The 18083-nt window shown below is 53.4% G+C and carries 12 protein-coding genes and 1 rRNA gene; 8 read left to right on the top strand and 5 right to left on the bottom strand.

The genetic code is table 11. The annotated features are described in order from the left end of the window. The first annotated feature begins 54 nt into the window (after positions 1–54). The 3 genes from gcvH (at position 55) to C8N40_RS17585 (ending at position 2980) form a co-directional block, all read left to right on the top strand. Entirely contained in the window at positions 55–435 is a 381-nt protein-coding gene (gcvH, locus tag C8N40_RS17595; protein ID WP_108213127.1) for a glycine cleavage system protein GcvH, read from the top strand. Positions 436–487: 52 nt separating this feature from the next. After that, the gene (locus C8N40_RS17590; protein WP_245905170.1) at positions 488–835 is read left to right on the top strand and encodes a VanZ family protein; all 348 of its coding nucleotides are present in this window, start codon (positions 488–490) and stop codon (positions 833–835) included. 855 nt (positions 836–1690) lie between these two features. Further along, positions 1691–2980, top strand: a complete 1290-nt coding sequence (locus C8N40_RS17585) for a M28 family metallopeptidase (RefSeq protein WP_108213126.1) — start codon at positions 1691–1693, stop codon at positions 2978–2980. Between the two features lie 79 nt (positions 2981–3059). Here C8N40_RS17585 and C8N40_RS17580 read toward each other — a convergent pair whose 3' ends face one another. From C8N40_RS17580 to C8N40_RS17565, 4 genes are all read right to left on the bottom strand, one after another. Next, positions 3060–3941, bottom strand: coding sequence for a YicC/YloC family endoribonuclease (locus C8N40_RS17580; protein WP_108213125.1), 882 nt, complete (start codon positions 3939–3941; stop codon positions 3060–3062). Positions 3942–4397: 456 nt separating this feature from the next. Then, positions 4398–5549 carry a serine hydrolase domain-containing protein gene (locus C8N40_RS17575; protein WP_108213124.1) on the bottom strand — a complete coding sequence of 384 codons (1152 nt, stop codon included), beginning with the start codon at positions 5547–5549 and terminating at the stop codon, positions 4398–4400. A 15-nt stretch (positions 5550–5564) separates the two neighbouring features. Next, entirely contained in the window at positions 5565–8771 is a 3207-nt protein-coding gene (locus tag C8N40_RS17570) for a TolB-like translocation protein (protein WP_108213123.1), read from the bottom strand. A gap of 4 nt (positions 8772–8775) precedes the next feature. Then, positions 8776–9867 carry an NAD(P)/FAD-dependent oxidoreductase gene (locus C8N40_RS17565; protein WP_108213122.1) on the bottom strand — a complete coding sequence of 364 codons (1092 nt, stop codon included), beginning with the start codon at positions 9865–9867 and terminating at the stop codon, positions 8776–8778. Between the two features lie 84 nt (positions 9868–9951). Here C8N40_RS17565 and C8N40_RS17560 point away from each other — a divergent pair, with 84 nt between their 5' ends. The 5 genes from C8N40_RS17560 to C8N40_RS17540 all read left to right on the top strand — a co-directional run bounded on the left by C8N40_RS17560 (position 9952) and on the right by C8N40_RS17540 (position 17524). Further along, positions 9952–10587 (top strand): MBL fold metallo-hydrolase, encoded by a 636-nt coding sequence (locus C8N40_RS17560; RefSeq protein ID WP_108213121.1) that lies wholly within the window; start codon positions 9952–9954, stop codon positions 10585–10587. A 21-nt stretch (positions 10588–10608) separates the two neighbouring features. Beyond that, on the top strand, positions 10609–11319 hold the full coding sequence (gene pssA, locus C8N40_RS17555; protein ID WP_108213120.1) for a CDP-diacylglycerol--serine O-phosphatidyltransferase: 711 nt from the start codon (positions 10609–10611) through the stop codon (positions 11317–11319). Positions 11320–11536: 217 nt separating this feature from the next. Then, positions 11537–15037 (top strand): type IX secretion system sortase PorU, encoded by a 3501-nt coding sequence (porU, locus tag C8N40_RS17550; RefSeq protein WP_108213119.1) that lies wholly within the window; start codon positions 11537–11539, stop codon positions 15035–15037. 48 nt (positions 15038–15085) lie between these two features. Next, positions 15086–16222: a type IX secretion system outer membrane channel protein PorV gene (gene porV, locus C8N40_RS17545; RefSeq protein ID WP_108213118.1), complete on the top strand. Its 1137-nt coding sequence runs from the start codon at positions 15086–15088 to the stop codon at positions 16220–16222. 18 nt (positions 16223–16240) lie between these two features. Next, the gene (locus tag C8N40_RS17540) at positions 16241–17524 is read left to right on the top strand and encodes a M16 family metallopeptidase (protein ID WP_108213117.1); all 1284 of its coding nucleotides are present in this window, start codon (positions 16241–16243) and stop codon (positions 17522–17524) included. Positions 17525–17993: 469 nt separating this feature from the next. Here the strand turns inward: C8N40_RS17540 and rrf are convergent. Continuing rightward, positions 17994–18083 (bottom strand): 5S ribosomal RNA (gene rrf, locus C8N40_RS17535); the annotation flags it as partial.

Here is an 18083-nt window from a genome sequence, read left to right as displayed (position 1 = left end):
TTCGATACAGAAAAAGACCGTATTTTTGAAGAGTAATCATTAAAGAGCAATCACATGAACTTACCTGAAAGCTTAAAGTATACCAAAGACCACGAGTGGGTACGCGTAGAGGGCGACATCGCCTATGTTGGCATCACAGACTTTGCTCAGAGCGAGCTGGGCGACATTGTTTATGTTGACATTGACACTGTAGACAAGGATATCAACCAGAACGATGTATTTGGTACAGTTGAAGCCGTAAAAACGGTATCTGACCTGTTCAGCCCACTGAGCGGCACTGTGCAGGAGTTTAACGAGAAACTGGAGAACAACCCGGAGCTGGTTAACTCTGATCCTTATGGCGAAGGCTGGATCATTAAAATGTCTATCGCTGACGCAAGCCAGATCGACGGCCTGCTGACAGCTGAAGGCTACCGCGAAGTAATCGGCCAATAAGTATACACATCGGAATAGAGAGTTGATACTACGCTACAATCTATTCACGATTATGTGGGCAGCAGTGATCCTGCTGACGACGCTGCTGCCCTCTACTTCCCTACCCTCCACGCTCAACATCTGGGAGCTTCTCTCTTTCGACTCCTTTGCGCACGCGTTCATGTTCTGCGTGCTCTGCTTCCTGATGATCGTGGGCCTTTCCAAGCAGTTCACCTTTCCGCGCCTTAAGGATTATGCTATCCGCGCCAGCCTCCTGATCAGCACCCTCTTTGGCATCACCATCGAGCTCACACAGCACTTCTTTGTTTATGGCCGCCAGGGCGATATTATTGATGTGCTGGCGAACACGATTGGTTGTTTGCTGGGTATTGTGCTGTTTAAGTTGATTTATGTTTGGTAGTGGGGAGAATTCCTCTGCTTTATACTTGCCGGTTTATACTTCATAATTCACCCATACTTATACTTTCCTAGCCGCTGCTGGCGCAAGCGTCCGTTTGTGACTTTATACTTTTATAGCCTGTTTATGGCGCAAGTCTTCAGACTTGTGTCCTTCTATGATGTTGGGTTTGTAACCCAACTGGCTCGCAGAGCCATATTTATTTCAACTGTAGTATTATACTTGCTGACTAATACCTTCCAGTTTATACTTACATAGCCGCTGCTTCCTGCAGCTTGATCCAAGCTATCCTTGCTAGCTCCAGTTCCTCCTATAGTTCGCACTAACCTATCGTTGCATCTCTGGCTTTGGCTCCCTCCTAGGCCGGGAGGCCTCGCCTTCGGGCATCGCGCTGCTTTCGCTTCCTGCCCTCGTGCCTCGGGCTGTCTCGCTTGCGCTCGGCACCGGAACCTCTCGAGGCGCTCAACCCAAAGGCTGGGAATCATTCGATAGCTGCTGCCTTTGCTATGCAACAAGTATAAACTGTCCCCTTGAGGACAAGTGAGAACGGGAGCTCGAAACTTGCGAGCAAAGCTCAATAGGGGTGTAAACACCAGCATCTCTTGCTACACACTTATACTTCAGCAGCAATAATTACAGGCTCCCCGCCTTGGCTAAGGAGGGGTAGGGGTGGTTGGACCCGGCACTGTAGAAATCCTGCTCATCCCTCAATCCTGCAAATCCTGATGCAGACAAAGTATAAAGTATAACCAGACACTCGCGGGACCTGCGGACACCGCGAGTTCGAAGGTAGCGGGCTTAGCTTTGAGAGTCAGTGTAGGTAACCCCACAATACACAATAATCCCTATCTTAGCATCATGAGCAAGCTTTATACGTTACTCCTCACCCTATGCCTGTTGGCCCCTGCCCTGCTAAAGGCGCAGGACATGACGCGGGTGCGCCAAACCATTGATACGCTGACGTCCAAAAGCATGTATGGCCGCGGCTATACGTTTGAGGGCGACCTGAAAGCGGCAAAGTATATCAGGAGCAGGTTTATAGGAATGGGCTTGCAGCCGGTGCCAGGCGGGTCATACTTTCAGGAATTTAGCTTTTCGGTGAACCGTATCCTGGAAACGCCGCAACTGCAGGTAGATGGGCAAACGCTCGTGCCGGGGCAGGATTTCGTGGCGCGCGCCTCTTCCGGCTCCGGGACAGGCAAGGCCAGCATACTAATGCTGGATACCCTCATCTTCAGCAATACCCGGGCAGCAGAGAAATTCTTCAGGCAAAATTTTACAAACAAGGCGCTGGTATACCCGCAGCAGGAGCAGAAACGCCTGGCGCAACTGCCAGTGCATTACCAGCAACTCCTGCAGCAGGCAAAGCTGCACATCATCCTTCAGCCCGGCAACCTGCTCACCACCGTAGCGCGCCAGCAGGAGGCTGTACCGGTGCTGGAGGTACTGCAAGGTGCGTGGCCGCAGCGAGCTAAGGAAGTATACTTTGAGGTAAGGGCAGATCTCAACCCAAAACACCAGGCACAGAACGTCATCGGTTTTATACAGGGCAGCCAGCATCCCGACTCGGTACTGGTGTTCACCGCCCACTACGACCACCTGGGCAGCCAGGGAGAGGGAGTATACTTTCCGGGGGCAAACGATAACGCCAGCGGCACCACCATGCTGCTGGAACTCGCCCAGCACTACAGCCAGTCCGAAAACAAGCCAACGTATAGTATGGCCTTTATCGCCTTTGCCGCCGAGGAGGCAGGTCTGCTGGGCTCGTTCCACTACGTGCAGAACCCGCTTTTCCCGCTCAGCCAGATTCGCTTCCTGCTAAACCTGGACCTGCTGGGCACCGGCGACGATGGCCTGATGGTGGTGAACGGCAAAGTACACGAGCAGGAATTCGAGCTGCTTCAGCGCCTGAACGGGCAGCACCAGTACCTGCCCCAGATCAAAAGCCGGGGCAAGGCCGCCAACTCCGACCACTACCCTTTCTCAGAGGCGGGCGTACCGGCATTTTTCTTCTATACGCTGGGCGGTACCGCCGCTTACCACAACCCGCAGGACCACGCCCGGCAGCTGCCCCTCACCCGGTTTCCGGAGGTGTTTAAACTGATAAACGATTTTGCAGCCGCCCTGATGGCAACGGAGGCAAACTGAACCGACCAGGTATAAAGTATAAAAGCCGGGGCTACTGCATGGTTACAGCAACCCCGGCTTTTATACTTTCAAAACTACACTACAGGATGTTGTTGATCTGTTCTTTTATCTTCTCCAACTCCTCCTTCATCTCCACCACATGGTGCTGTATGGTCGCGTCGTTGGCCTTGGATCCGATGGTGTTTATCTCGCGGCCAATCTCCTGCGAGATAAAGCCCAGTTTCTTGCCCGTTGGCTCCGGTAGGAAGACTGTTTCCGTGAAATAATGCAGGTGGTTAACCAGGCGCACCTTTTCCTCGGCAATGTCGAGTTTCTCCATGTAGTAGATCATCTCCTGCTCGAAGCGGTTCTGGTCGAAATGCTCTGACGAAGAGATTTCTGCGATATGGCCACGGATACGGTTACGAATGCTCTCCACGCGCGCCGGGTCATGCTTGTCCACCTCTGCCAGCAGGATACGGATCCGGTCGATGTACGACATAATCTCTGTAGTCAGGGCCTTGCCTTCGTTGGCGCGGAAACTATTCACGCCCTGCAGGGCTTCCTGTATCAGCGGCTGCACCTGGCTCCAATCCTCGTCCGCATTTTCATCCTCCTGCTCCTCCTGCTGCAGCACCTCCGGCATGTGCAGGGCCAGCCGGAAAAGCTCCCCCTTGTCGGCGGCCAATTTATCAGCTACTTCGCTCAATTCGGTATAATAGGCCTTCAGCAGGTCTTTGTTGATGGTGTTGCGTGCCTTCTGCGTCTTGTTCTTCGTAAACTCCACGGTCACGCTTACTTTGCCACGTACCAGCGCCTTCTGCACCATGTTCCGTATCTCGTACTCCTTATCAGAGAGGAATCTGGGGGTGCGCACACTCAGGTCCATACTTTTGGAGTTGAGCGAGCGGATTTCCACGGAGATACAATACTGTTCGGTGTCGAGGCGGGCACTGCCAAAGCCTGTCATGGAATGCAACATAAGCTCTTTATAAAATGATACTTTGCAAATTAGGCATAATTCTTCAGAATTACGCAGCCAGACCTGCTAAAGCTAGTTAAAAGCTGTTGGATCATGTGGGCCGCCGGCAAGCCTATCGCACAAGACTAACCTGAAGTTTGCCATCAATGGTGTGCACAACAGACCTGCCTCAGGAAACAGGAATAATAAGTTCGTGCAACTTCTATTGCCGCCTATAAGCCAGGAAAACGCCTTTATACTTAAAACTCACATTTTATGGACAGGCGCTAACGCATCCTTGCGCAAAATGCCATACTTGTGCAGTTATAATGAGAAGTTTTACGCCCCACATAACGCTTTATAGATCCAGCCGGGTCGCCCCAGCCCTGGAATGTATTTCTATTTATACGCTGTACTTTCTACTTGTACCTGAGCTCGGGGAAGTATAAAGCTGCCGCATAGGCCGCATCCGGCTGCCTACTGCAGCATCTGGTTCACTCCATCAATCATACCCATTACCTCGCCCGGGTGCTCGCCAACTTTCTCAGCGCGCTGCTTGCCCAAGCGCACAATAACCAGGTTCTTCTCCGGGATGACAATGATGTACTGGCCAAGTATACCGCGTGCATAAAAGATATCCTGCCCTTTGTAGTTAGGCAGGAGCCACCACTGGTAACCGTAGAAGTCAACCTTTTTACCATCATTGGCGTTGATGAGGCCGTTGGGCATGATCGAAGCTTTCACATAGTCGGATGGAACAATGGTATCGCCGTTCCAAATGCCGTTGTGCAAGTATAGTTTCCCGAGGCGCGCAAAGTCGCGGGCATTGGAGAAGAAGCAGCAGTACGCTTTTTCCATCCCGTCGGGCTTGTCTACGCTCCATTCGGCATCGTGCTCGGCTCCAAGCGGCCGCCATAGCTTCTCCTCGGCATACTCGCTCAGGCTCTTGCCCGTGGCTTCCTGCAGCAGGAAAGCCAGAATCTGCGTATCGCCGCTTTTATAGGACCATCGCCGCCCCGGTTCCTCCACCACCTCCAGTCTTTTAATGACTTTCTCCAGGTCAGTGCCATAGTAGGCCTCGGTCGTCATGGAGAGCGGGTTTGTGTAGGATTCTTCCCAGTTAAGGCCGGAGCTCATCCAGAGCAGGTGCTTTATCCTGATTTTAGCCTTATCGCCCCTTTTAAAGTATGGCAGGAAATCACCCACCGGTTGCTCCACGCTTTCTATCTTGCCCTCCTTTATCGCCGCGCCTACCAGCATGCTCACGATGCTCTTTGCCATGGAGAACGAGTTGCTCAGCGACGCATCCGAGTAGCCCTGCCAGTACTGCTCGTAAAGTATAGAGTCATCCTTCACCACCAGGAAAGCGACCGACTCTAACTCCCGGTGCAGCTCATCCAGTTTTTGTGGCAGCTGCAGGCGGTTGTAGTTGTTTGCCAGCGGCCACGGCTGCGGCAAAAGTGGGGCATCTATCTTGCGCTGGTCAAAAATAGTGTGGTCGTCAATGTCGGCGAAGTTGTAGACAATGGCTTTGTAGAGGTACTCTTTATCGGCCATACGTATCCAGGCTGCCAGCAAGCCCAGCAGCAACAACGCGCCCAGGCCAAAGCGTTTGGCTTTGCGGTTCATAGGATATGGCGGTTATTAGAAGTCGTAGCCCAATGTTACGTAGAACTTAGGCCCCACGCGGTTATCCTCTGCCTCGCCCCAGGCTACATCCAGCTTGCCGTACACGCCCAGCAGGGTAGTGCGTGCTCCAAATCCGTAGCCAACCAGGAACGGGTTGCGGTAGTTGATCACAGTGATGTCGAACTTGTCTACACTCAGCTGCCCCGAAGATCCCCCTATCAGCCGGGTGTTGATGGAGTTGTCGCCGGAGAACGGGTTGGCCCCGCTGTAGGCCGAGCCGGCGTCGGCAAAGGCCGTTAGCTGCAGGTTGCGGAAGAAGCCGGAGCCAATAGGCCCGTTGTACAGGTACTGCACAATCGGGATGCGCAGCTCCACGTTGGCCAGCAGGTGGTTGCTGCCGCTGCGTACGTTGAAGTTAAAGCCTCTGAGCGGCGTGATGTACTCCAGGTAGAACAGGTCGGCGGGGGAGTTCACCTGCACGTCGTTCAGCTCGGCCTCCTCGTCCTCATCGGCCAGCAGCCAGTTATCCATGCCGCCTATCAAAAATTTCTTGCTGGAGTTGCCAAAGAACCTGCCGTAGCTCAGGTGCGTGGCCAGCGTTATCTGGCGGTGCAGCTTCAGGTAATGCCTGAAATCGACATAGAACTTGCTGAAATTACCCCGAGAGCTCTCGAAGCCTTTCAGCGACAGCAGGCCTACCTTAAAGCGGGTGCCCTCGCGCTGGTTCACCCCGGTTATCACGCTGTTGTCGTACACCAGTTCGGCGTTGCCTCCCCAGAAAGTCTCTACCGTGTCGGGTATCGAGAAATCGTTCTTATAGATAAAGCGGGTGCTGACGAACTTAGGCTTCAGGTGCAGGCTGGTGCTGTGGCTGAAGGGGTACTTGAGCACCGGCGTCAGCTCGTTCTTGGTGAAGTTCACGATCGAGCCGGGTGCATTCAGCAGGCTTCCGCGCAGGGTGGAGCGCTCAAACTGCACGCCCAGATCCACGCGGTTGGTCAGGTTCATGTACTCGGCAAAGAAGTTGTTCGTCTCAAAGTCGGTGCGCATAAAGGCTGTGCCCCGGATGCGGTGGTTCTCAAAAAGGTCGGCCATCTCCACGCCCGCCACAATACCAAACCCAAGCAGCGGGTCGGCGTGTACTGAGGTGATGATTTCCTGCACACTGAAACGCAGGTCGTAGTTCAGCGGCCCTAGCAGGTCCACGTTGGTGTTGCCGCTGCTGGCCCTGCGCACTGGCGCTGTGTTGCGTTTCTGCTGCTGTGCCTGCCGCTGCGCATCGTTAAACTCGTAATCCTCGATGTTAATTTCTCCCTCCTCGCGTACGGAATTCGTGCCTTTCTTCTCCTGCTCCAGCAGCTTGCGGCGGGTGGCGGCTGCGGCAGCCTCCTGGCTGGTGCGGGCCCGCGTTTCAAGTATAATCTGGCGGGAGGTTTGTGGAAGCCTGTCCAGCGTAGAGGCGGTGTATTCCGGCAGCAGGTATACAAACCTGTTGCCCTCATCCGCCGCTGACACCGCCAGCACATTGGCCGACGGCACGTAATCGAACTGCTCTATACTTTGCAGGAAGTTCGTAACGGGCCTGCTGGTGCCGGTGCTAAGGTCGTAATGGTACACGCTGCGGATACCGCTCTCCTCGCCCAGATATACCAGGTTGCCATCGGCTGTGGGGCGCGGCATCACCTCGCTGGCAATGGAGCTGGTCAGCTGCTCCACGTTGTTATCAGGCCCCTGCGGGTTCAGCAGGAAAATGTCGTAGTTATTGACAATGCTGTTAAAGCTGGGCTGGCCTGAGGCGCCGGTGGTATCTACCCAACGGTTAGAGCTAAAGGCGATACCCCCGTTGCCGCGCAGAAAAATAGGGTCTATATCGTCAAAAATATCATTGGTGAGCTGCCGCTGCAGCCTGCCACTGGCGTTGAGCAGAAACAGGTCTGTTTGCCCGTTACGCACCGCGCTGACCACCACCGACTGCCCGTCCTCGGAGTAAGCCATGCCATTGACGTGCACAAACTGCTCCAGCGTGGCGGCTGGCGTGGTGAGGTTCTCCACAAAAGGCACAAAAGAATAACCACTTCGGGCATTTACCTGGCGCAGCAAAAGCCTTCCCCTCCTCGACTCTATCAGCCCCAGCTGCGTGTTGGAGCGCCAGGCCAGCACCGGCAAATCGAAGTCCACGCGCTGGTCCAGGTTTTTGTAACCAGCCCGCCATACCACGCGGTTTTTGCCGGTGCGCACCTCCTGCACAAATACCTTAAAAATGCCGTTGTCATTCTTTACATAGGCCAGCATCGTGCCGTCCGGGTTCAGGACTGGCTTTCCGTAGTAGTGGCCTTCCTTGTTCTTTTTAAAGAGCTTGGCACCATCGGGCAGCTGCACCAGCGGGCTTTCGGAGCTGGTGTTTATCTGCACGTAGTAGTTGTACCAATCCTGCAGGAAGCGCTTGTAGGGGATGTTCAGGCTGCTGGTGATGCCTATTTCAATGTCGCGGGTGATGCGGGTGAGGTTGAGGATGTTCTGGATGGCCGTGTAGCCGTAGCGCTCGGCGATGTAGTTCCAGATACTCTGCCCGGTAAGCGCGGGGCTTTTGAGGAAAACCTTCTCGGGGCGCGGGTTGCCCTGCTGCTTCAGCAGCATATCGCGCATGTAGCTGTCCATTTCTATACTCCACCCCTCTGCCGTATAAGCCGACACGCCTGAGATAAACCACTCCGGCAGGCGCAGCAGGTAGCTGCTCTGCAGCGCCTCTTTCAGGCTGCCGCCATACATCATGTCGTTCATCAGCAGCTCAGTGAGCTGGTAATTGAGATCGCGCTTAAACTCGGTTTGGGTACCGCCAAAGGCCAGCTCCATCTTGTTTTTCATGAAGAGCGTTTCGCCGCCGGTCTGGTACTGGTCGTTGTTGAGGCCGATATTGCTTTGCAGCAGGTCGGTGGGGGAGTTGTAAAGTATAAGCGTGATCTTGGAGTAAGGGTAATACCCGATCAGGCTGGTGATGCGCTTGAGCTCCCGCTCGGCGTAGGCGGCCGTGTTAACCGCCATGTCCTGCCCGTCCTGGTAAAAGAAAACGTTGAAGTTTTGGGTGCTGTACAGCTTCCAGTTGAAGTTCTTATACTGTATGCGGCTTTTGCCAAAGGCATCTACGGTTGGCTGCGCCTGCACAGCAGAGGCCGCCAGGAGGCAAAGGGCGAACAGCGGTAGAAATCTGGAGAGGAAACGCATGCGCTTATGGTTGCAGGTTCTGTTGATCTGTATACGCGTAATATAACGATAAATATCTAAAAATGTGTATCTCCGGCATCAGCTCTTCTTCCCCGGCCAGTGCGGCGGCAAACTGCCGGGCCAGGTAGGGCGCCATTAATACGCCTTTCGAGCCCATTCCGTTGAACACGCCCAGCTGCGGATACTGCGGGTGCAAGCCCGCGAGCGGACGGCGGTCGCGGACGGCCGGACGTATGCCCGCCCAGTGCCCTGTCACCTGAAACGGCTGTGGGGTAATCTGCCGAAAGCGTTCGGAAAGCTCCTCCTGCCCCTGTGGTGTCGGCTCCTCGTCGGGATTGCGCCAATCGTAGGTGGCCCCGATGATGAAACGCCCTGCCCCTTCCGGAACAACGTAAACGGCTTTGTTATAGATGCATTCCGGACTGAAATTCTGATCCGTCTGTACTTCCAGCACCTCGCCCTTGGTAGGCTGTATGGGCAGCCACTTAAAGTATGGGTTGTGCACCACCTGGTAGCCCTCGCAAAAGACCAGGCGCGCAGCCTCTATACTTTTATACTTCACGCCACCCTCCGTCAGTTGCAACTCGCTCATGTCAAAGCGCTCGGGCAGCATCAGGTTCTGTTTCAGGAGATCCTCGGTGAGCAGGTCGAGCATGGCGAACACGTGCAGGTAGCCGCCGCGCCCGATCATAATGCCGCCATACGGGTCGTCGATGCCCGGCTGGTTTATACTTTGGGTGTGTGTGGCCAGGATGTAATCGCCCCAGTTACCGCCGGCGCTCTTGGCCATCCAGGTGTTTTGCTCTTCTATGGAGGAGAATATCTTGTAGATGGGCTTGCGGAAGAACAGCTCCTGCCCGTAGCGCGCCTCCAGGGAAGTATAAAAGGCATCGGCGGCAGGTATAAACGTGTCCGCCAGCCACGACTTGGCGAAGCGCTTGCCTGCCACCGGGTTCAGCAAGCCCGCCGCCACCCTGGAGGCAGAGTTCGCTTTCGGCTCGTCGATAACCAGTACCTTGCTGCCGCGGCTGCGCAGCGTTTCGGCTAAAATAGCGCCGGCCAGGCCATGGCCCACCACTATAAAATCGTATTTCATAAGGGCAAGTTACGAGATGTACCGCGTAAATTAGTAACTTAGAGGCACGATTTTGCGCACACCCCATCATCAGAAGAGAAAGCTATGAAGGTTACCTGCCTTACATTTAACCCGTTTCAGGAGAACACCTACCTGCTGCACGACGAGACGAAGGAGTGCGTGGTAATAGACCCCGGCTGCTACGAGCGCCATGAGCAGGAGGAGCTGAAAAAGTATATCGCCGACAACGAGCTGAAAGTAGTCAGGCTGCTAAACACCCACTGCCATATCGACCACGTGCTGGGCAACAACTTTGTGGCCACTACCTATAACGTGGGTTTGGAGATACACCAGCAGGATGAGCAGGTGCTGCGCGCCGTACAGACCTATGCCGCCAACTACGGTTTCCCGCAGTATGCCGAGCAACTACCCGCTTCTTACCTGAAAGAGGGGGAAAGTATAAAATTTGGCAACACGGAGCTGGAAGTACTCTTTGCGCCGGGCCACGCGCCGGGGCATGTGGTGTTTTACAACAAGGCCGATAAAACCGTAATTGGTGGCGATGTGCTGTTCCGGCAAAGTATAGGCCGCACCGACCTGCCCGGCGGCGACTTCGACACGCTCATCCAAAGTATAAAAACAAAGCTTTTCACGCTACCCGATGAGGTAACGGTTTATCCCGGCCACGGCCCGGAGACCACCATCGGCTACGAGAAAAAGTATAACCCCTTTCTGCGGTAACCCTGCCGCCCTCCGTGCTACATGAAAAAACACATTCCGAACGCCATCACCTGCCTGAACCTGTTTTCGGGCTGCCTGGCGTTATACTTTGCCTTTAAAGGAGAACTGGTTATCACCGCCTACCTGGTGGGCTTGGCCGCCGTATTTGATTTTCTGGATGGAATGGTGGCCCGCCTGATTGGAGCCTACTCCGAGATTGGCAAGCAGCTCGACTCACTGGCTGACGTGGTATCGTTTGGTGTGGTGCCGGGAGCCATACTTTTTATACTTCTGCAGCGGGCCGACGCCTCGTTCTTTGGCATCCCTGCCGAAAGTTTTGCGTTCTTCGGCTTCCTGGTAACCATTTTCTCGGCGCTGCGCCTGGCCAAGTTCAATATCGACACCCGCCAGACCGACTCCTTCATTGGTTTGCCCACGCCAGCCTGCACCCTGCTAGTAGCCTCGCTGCCGCTGATACTGGAAACTACGGATGGCCTGCTGGCTTACGAAATCATCCTTAACCCGGTGGTGCTGGTGACTCTGACGGTTATACTTTCTTACCTGCTGGTGGCGGAGCTCCCGCTTTTTGCCCTCAAGTTCAAGAACTTTACCTGGCAGGATAATGCTATCCGCTTCGTTTTCCTGGGCCTGTCGGTGCTTCTGGTGGTATTGCTCCAATATGCAGCCATCCCATTTATCATCCTGCTCTACGTCCTGTTGTCCGTCATTAAAAGGGCCTCTCCTACAGCTTAAAGTTCCTGCTGAAAGCAACGTCTGGGAATAACTAAACCTCCCTGGAAAGTATGGAGTAAAGGATTAACCGGAAGGGCATTTTATACTTTTGAATCATAACAAGTATAAATATTCTCACAATTCCTTTATTTTAGCCGTAGCTTACTGAAGATATAAGGATGCTGCCTTCCTGAACGTTACCTGTAAGCTGGCAGCTGTCCATAATTTATACTTGCTGATGATGTGGCCCAAGCGTTTGGTTTTTGCGTGTGCGATTTGTCTGCTTGCCAGCCAGGTAAGTACTTCCGCGCAAACCTCAGCCACTGAACGCAGCAACATCTCTCCCTCCGCACAACCTGCCGCTGCCTCCGTAGATTTTGCTCCTAACTCGGTGCTGAGCCAGGGCGAATGGTACAAGCTTGCCGTAACCGGGAGCGGCATCCACAAAATCGATAAAAGCGTGCTGCAAGCGCTTGGCATTAGTCCTCAAAGTATAGACCCTCGGGAAATTCAGCTTTACGGCAACGGCGGCGGCATGCTGCCCCAGCCCAACAGTGCCCCCCGCCCCGACGACCTGCAGGAGAATGCTATCATCGTAGTAGGCGAAGAGGACGGCAGGTTTGATGATGCTGATTTTATACTTTTCTACGCGCAGGGGCCGCACGCCTGGAAGTATGACGAAGCAGCTAAACGCTTCCGCCACGAGTATAACGTATACTCCGACACCGCCTTTTACTTCCTCCGGATCAACCACAGCACCGGTGCCAGGGTTAGCACGCGCGGGCAGGCAAGCGGGGCAACACAACCTATAACCAGCTACAACGAGCGGCTTTTTCATGAGAAAGACCTGAAAAACATGGTCTTCTCGGGGCGCGAGTGGTACGGCGAGGAGTTCAGCGCCCACCAGGCCTCCCGCAGCTTCAGCTTTCCCGCGTCAGACGCAGTGGAAGGCTCTGAAGTCATGCTGGAGGCAGCTTTGATGGCGAACTCCCCCTCTGGCAGCAGCTTTTCCGTTCTGTTAAACAACCAAGCACTCGGCACGCAGGATATTGCCGGTCGGGGCACCCAGAAGTATCATCCGGAAGGTATAAACAGCACCAGATCGTACCGCATCCCCCAGGCAAGTTTGGGAAGTAACAGTGATTTTACCGTCACGCTCAACTTCAGCACAGGTGCCAGCGCCACGGCCATGGGCTACCTGAACTACCTGGAGCTGCACTACGAGCGCCAGCTAAAGCTTTACGGGGAGCAGACGGCTTTCCGCTCTCTTCAAAGTATAAACCAGCCGTCAAGCACTTTCTCCATCGCTGGCCTTGCGGCAGGCGCTACTATCTGGGATGTCACCAACCCCTTGCAGCCAGTGGCCCAGCAACACCAAAACGGCAGCTTTAGTGTGGCTACGGAGGTGCTGCGCGAGTTTGTGGCTTTTCAGGCTGGTAGCATCAGCAGCAAACCTATCCCTATAGGCCGCGTGGAGAATCAGAACCTGCACAGCCTTAACCAGAGCGGCACCCTCGACTTTGTGATTGTGACGCACCCGGCTTTTCTGCAGGAGGCGCAGCGGCTGGCCAGCCACCGGGCGCAGCACAGCCAGATGGAGGTGCAGGTCGTGACCACGCAGCAAGTATACAACGAGTTCTCCTCCGGCGCGCAGGAAGTAACCGCTATCCGTGACTTTATGCGCATGCTCTACAGCCGCAGCAGCAAGTCCGGCGACGATGTGCTGTACCTGCTGCTCTTCGGCGATGCCTCCTACGACTTTAAAGACCGCATCCGCAACAACACCAACTTTGTGCCCGCCTACCAGTCGCGGGAGTCGCTGCACCCCATTACCAGCTACAGCTCCGAAGACTACTATGGTTTCCTGGATGAGGACGAAGGCGAATGGGCGGAGAATATCTCGGGCGACCACCTGCTGGATGTGGGCATAGGCAGGCTGCCCGCCAAAACCAGGGCCGAAGCCGCCACCATGGTAGACAAGATTATAAACTACGACAGCCCCAACCACCTGGGCAACTGGCGCAGCAACGTAACATTTGTAGCCGACGACAGCGATTACAACGAGCACCAGAACGATGCGGAGTTTCTGGCCAACTACCTGGAGCAGCACCATCCGGCGTATAACCCCACGAAAATTTACATCGACCTGTACCCACAGCAGGCAGTGGCCAATGGCCAGCGCGTACCAGAGGCCTCCGCTGACCTGGACAAAGCCATCGAGCAGGGCTCCCTTATTACGAACTATACCGGCCACGGGAACGAGGTCAGCCTGGCGTCCGAGCAGGTGCTCACCCTGCCGCAGGTCAGCAGCTGGAAAAACAAAGATAGATTGACCTTCCTGCTGACCGCCACCTGCGAGTTCGGCCGTTACGACGACCCCGGCAGGCCATCCGGCGCTGAGTTGGCACTCCTACACCCCGAGGGCGGCGCGGTAGGCCTCCTGACGACGACCCGGCCGGTATACTCGAACGGCAACCGCGTGCTTAACCGCAACTTCTTTAAAGCTGCTTTTGAAGAGGTTAACGGCCGCAAACCACGCCTCGGGGATTTGGCGCGCCTCACCAAGAACAACAGTATAACCGAAAACGCCACAGGCTCCCGAGGCGTGAATAACCGCAACTTCACCCTGCTCTCCGACCCTTCCATGCAGCTGGCATACCCCGGGCTGGAGGCAAAAATCACCAGTATAAAAAGCCAGGACACGGCCAGCGATACCTTGAAAGCCCTGGCAAAAGTGACCCTGCAGGGGCAGGTGCAGCACAGCTCGGGAAGTCTTGCCAGTGATTTCACAGGCATGCTCAATCTGAAAGTATACGAAAAGCCGAGCATACGCTATACTTTGGGAGATGAGACCAGCCAGAAGGTTCCGGTGCAGGTGCGCGAGAATATCGTGTATGATGGCAGAGCCAGCGTAAGGGAGGGGCTGTTTGAGGTTAGCTTCGTGGTGCCCAAAGACATTGACTATACCTACGGCTTAGGCAAAATCAGCCTTTACGCCACCAGCAGCACCCACGACGCCATAGGCGCTCACCAGGAAGTCGTGATAGGCGGCACTTCTCCGGATGCCCCTGAGGACAACACGCCGCCTACCATTAGCCTGTATATGGACGACGACTCGTTCGTATCGGGAGGTACTACTGGGCAGCATACGATGCTGCTGGCCCGCTTGTACGATGAAAGCGGCATCAACACGGCGGGCATAGGCATAGGCCACGAAATAGTAGGCTTACTAAACGACGACCAGAACAGGCCCATCATCCTGAACAACTTCTATACTGCTGATCCGGATACCTACCAAAAAGGGGAAATAAAATACCCTCTAAAGGACCTGGAACCGGGGTTCTATGTTATCCGGGTAAAGGCTTGGGATAATTATAATAATTCTTCCGAATCATATATAGAATTTCATGTATCTAATAGCGTCGAACTTGCGTTAAAGCAGGTAATAAACTTCCCGAACCCGTTCTCAGCAGAAACAACATTCCTTTTTGACCATAACAGGGCCGGAGAAGACCTGGAAATACAGGTGCAGATCTACGCTATTTCGGGCAAGTTGGTAAAGACATTACAAGCAGCGAGTTATAACAGCAAGACCCGCGTAACAGAAATATCCTGGAACGGCATGGATGAGTACAATGATTTGCTAAGGCCGGGCGTTTATGTTTATAGACTAAATGTACTGTCGAAGAAGGATGGGGCCAAGGCTTCCCGGCACGAGAAACTTGTGATTATTAAGTAAATTAACGATACATAATTCCTATATTTGGTAGTTATCAATACCCTACATATGCAGAAGAATAGTAAGATATTGAAGGCCGCTGCGTTAGCGTTTGCCTTGTTCTCAGCGCCAACTGCGTTCGCACAGCAAACGCCGCCACCTCCTTCTACCACTACCGGCTCTGATCTTAACGCTGTGACTACTGCAGTACCGATCCTTACCGTTGGTCCGGACTCCCGGTCTGCAGCCTTAGGTGATGCGGGTGTGGCAGCTTCGCCCGATGCCAATGCTTCTTACTGGAACCCTGCCAAGCTGGGCTTCGTGCAGAACGACCTGAGCGTTTCCTTCTCCTACTCTCCGTGGCTACGCAATATTGTGGACGACATGTCGCTGAACTACCTCTCCGGGTACAAGAAGCTGAACGAAACGTCTGCTATCTCGCTTTCGCTCATGTACTTCGATTTGGGAGAGATTCAGTTTATTGATGCACAGCAGAACCCGCTGCAGAACTATAACCCGAAGGAGTATGCCGTAGCCCTTTCGTATGGCCAGGCGCTCAGCGAGAACTTTAGCGTGGGTATTTCGGCGCGCTTTATCCACTCTAACCTTGCCGGTGATGTGAACGTGAGCGGCGGCAACACAGAGTCGCAGGCAGGCAACACAGCAGCTGTAGACGTAGGCGTATACTATAACCGCGATTTGGGCCAGAACCTGAACCTGGGTCTGGGAGCGAACATCTCGAACATCGGTGGCAAGATTGCTTACTCTGAGGACGAGGATAAAAGCTTTCTGCCTACCAACCTGAAGCTGGGTACTGCCCTGAAGTATAACCTGGACGCTTATAACTCGCTCACACTCCTTTTCGACGCGAATAAACTGCTGGTGCCCTCTCCCGGAGCTGATACTGATCAGAGCGTAATCGGTGGTATCTTCTCCTCTTTCGGAGATGCCGAAGGCGGAGCCAGCGAAGAACTGAAGGAAATAAACCTTTCCACGGGAGTGGAGTACTGGTATAATGAGCTGTTTGCAGCGCGCGTAGGTTACTTCTACGAGCACCCGGACAAAGGTGGCAGAAAATACTTCTCTGCAGGTTTGGGTATTCGCTACCAGAAGTTCGGCCTAGATGCGGCCTATCTCATCCCGAATGATCAGGGTAATCCGCTGGCTGATACATGGCGCTTTACGCTCGCGCTTAACCTTGAGTAGAAATTACACTTTTAAAGAATGCTAGATAGAACAAAAGCACCAGAAACATATGAAATAGATGCCGTCAGTATCCAGATAGCCGAGGTAACTCACCTAAGCAATGGTGCCAGACTGCATGTAATAAAAAGCGAAACCCAGCCTGTTGTCAGGCTGGATTTTGTTTTTAAGGCCGGTAAGTGGTTTGAGGACAAGAAAGGTGTTTCCGATCTGGCAGCTAAAATGCTGCTGGAAGGCTCCATTAACCACACCGCCAAGCAAATTGCTGATAAAGTAGCGTATTACGGCGCATCCTTTGACAACAACCACGGCTACGATCGCACCGAGTATACTTTATACTGTTTGTCAAAGTATACTTCAGAATTGCTGGCACTTGTACTTGATGTCCTTCAGAATCCGGCTTTCCCGGAAGAAGAATTCAACCTACTGAAGCAGCGTACCATCCAAACGCTGAAAGTGCAGCGGCAAAAGAATAACTACCTGTCCACACATAGCTTCACACAACAGGTATACGGCAGCAGCCATCCTTATACTTTCGGGTTTGATGAAGGGGTACTGGAAGCGGTTACAAAAGAGGATGTGGAGCGCTACTACAGCAAGCGCTTTGTTGCCCAGGAGTTAGAAGTATTTGCCAGTGGTGCTATAAACGACCTGCTACAAAAACAGCTGGAGCATGAAATCTCATCTTTCCAGCTCGTTCCCGCTGCCGGCTCAGCAGCAACACCTTCTTCCATAAGCATTGCACCTGCAGCGAAGTATAAATTGGTTGAGATAGAAGATAGCCTACAGTCTTCCATCCGCATAGGCAAGCGTTTCCCAAAGCTTGATCATCAGGATTACCAGAAGCTCCTGGTGTTGAATGAAGTGCTGGGAGGATACTTTGGATCCAGGCTCATGCGGAATATCCGGGAAGAGAAAGGCTATACGTATGGCATCTATTCTGTTATCTCTCCTAAAGAGCATGATAGCTTATTTTATATTGGAACAGATGTAAATTATGCTGTTACAGATAACACAGTAGAGGAAGTGCAAAAGGAGATCAAGCAACTGCAGCAGGAAGAAATACCGGCAGAAGAATTAAGTACGGTAAAGAATTATATGCTGGGCAAATTCCTGAACGACATCTCCACCATTTTCGACCAAAGCGACAGGTACAAGCGGATTATTCTGCATGAGCTATCGCCAGAGCATTATAACAATTATGTCACTACCATCAGAACTGTAACAGCCCCGGAACTTCAAGAGCTGGCAAACCAATATTTACAGGAAGAAGAACTCTTTACGGCGGTGGCTGGCAGGAAATAGGTTAAAGGAAAGGGTACAGGATTAAGAAATAATCACCCCTAAAGTATAAACTCAAAAGCGCCGGGACATCCCAGGCGCTTTTTTTATGTTGTATCGGTCTAGTACGGGAGGTGAGCACACAAGTCGTTGTTGATTTCCCACACTTCTTTTGCTTAGAAAAATCTTGGTGCTTAAGCTATTTCGATGGCGCGCGTCCTGATCCTCCTATACTAGGTATATGTTCACTCCTGGAAAATATACTTGTATAGAAAGAAGAAAATGTCCATTGTAGGAGAACTAATAGAGGAAGCTCAAAATCTGAGCTCGCTCAGTTCCTAGAGTAGGCATTGACATTAAAGGATTGACTGCTGCGGATTAAGCGCAGTCAAGTATAGCAGGCGCCTTAGGGCTGGCGAGCTTTGTTGGGTTGGGGGTGTGGAAACGAAAAAAGGGGCAGCGGGAATCACTTCCTGCTGCCCCCTTGGGATGGGGTTGGCGGCCACCTACTCTCCCGGGGGTGAACCCAGTACCATCGGCGCTCCCGGGCTTAACGGCTCTGTTCGGAATGGGAAGAGGTGCT

Source organism: Pontibacter mucosus (assembly GCF_003054055.1).
In the GTDB taxonomy this organism is placed as follows: Bacteria; Bacteroidota; Bacteroidia; order Cytophagales; family Hymenobacteraceae; genus Pontibacter; species Pontibacter mucosus.
The sequence above is the reverse complement of the archived record's forward strand: the minus strand, read 5'-3'. Positions and strand labels throughout refer to the sequence as shown.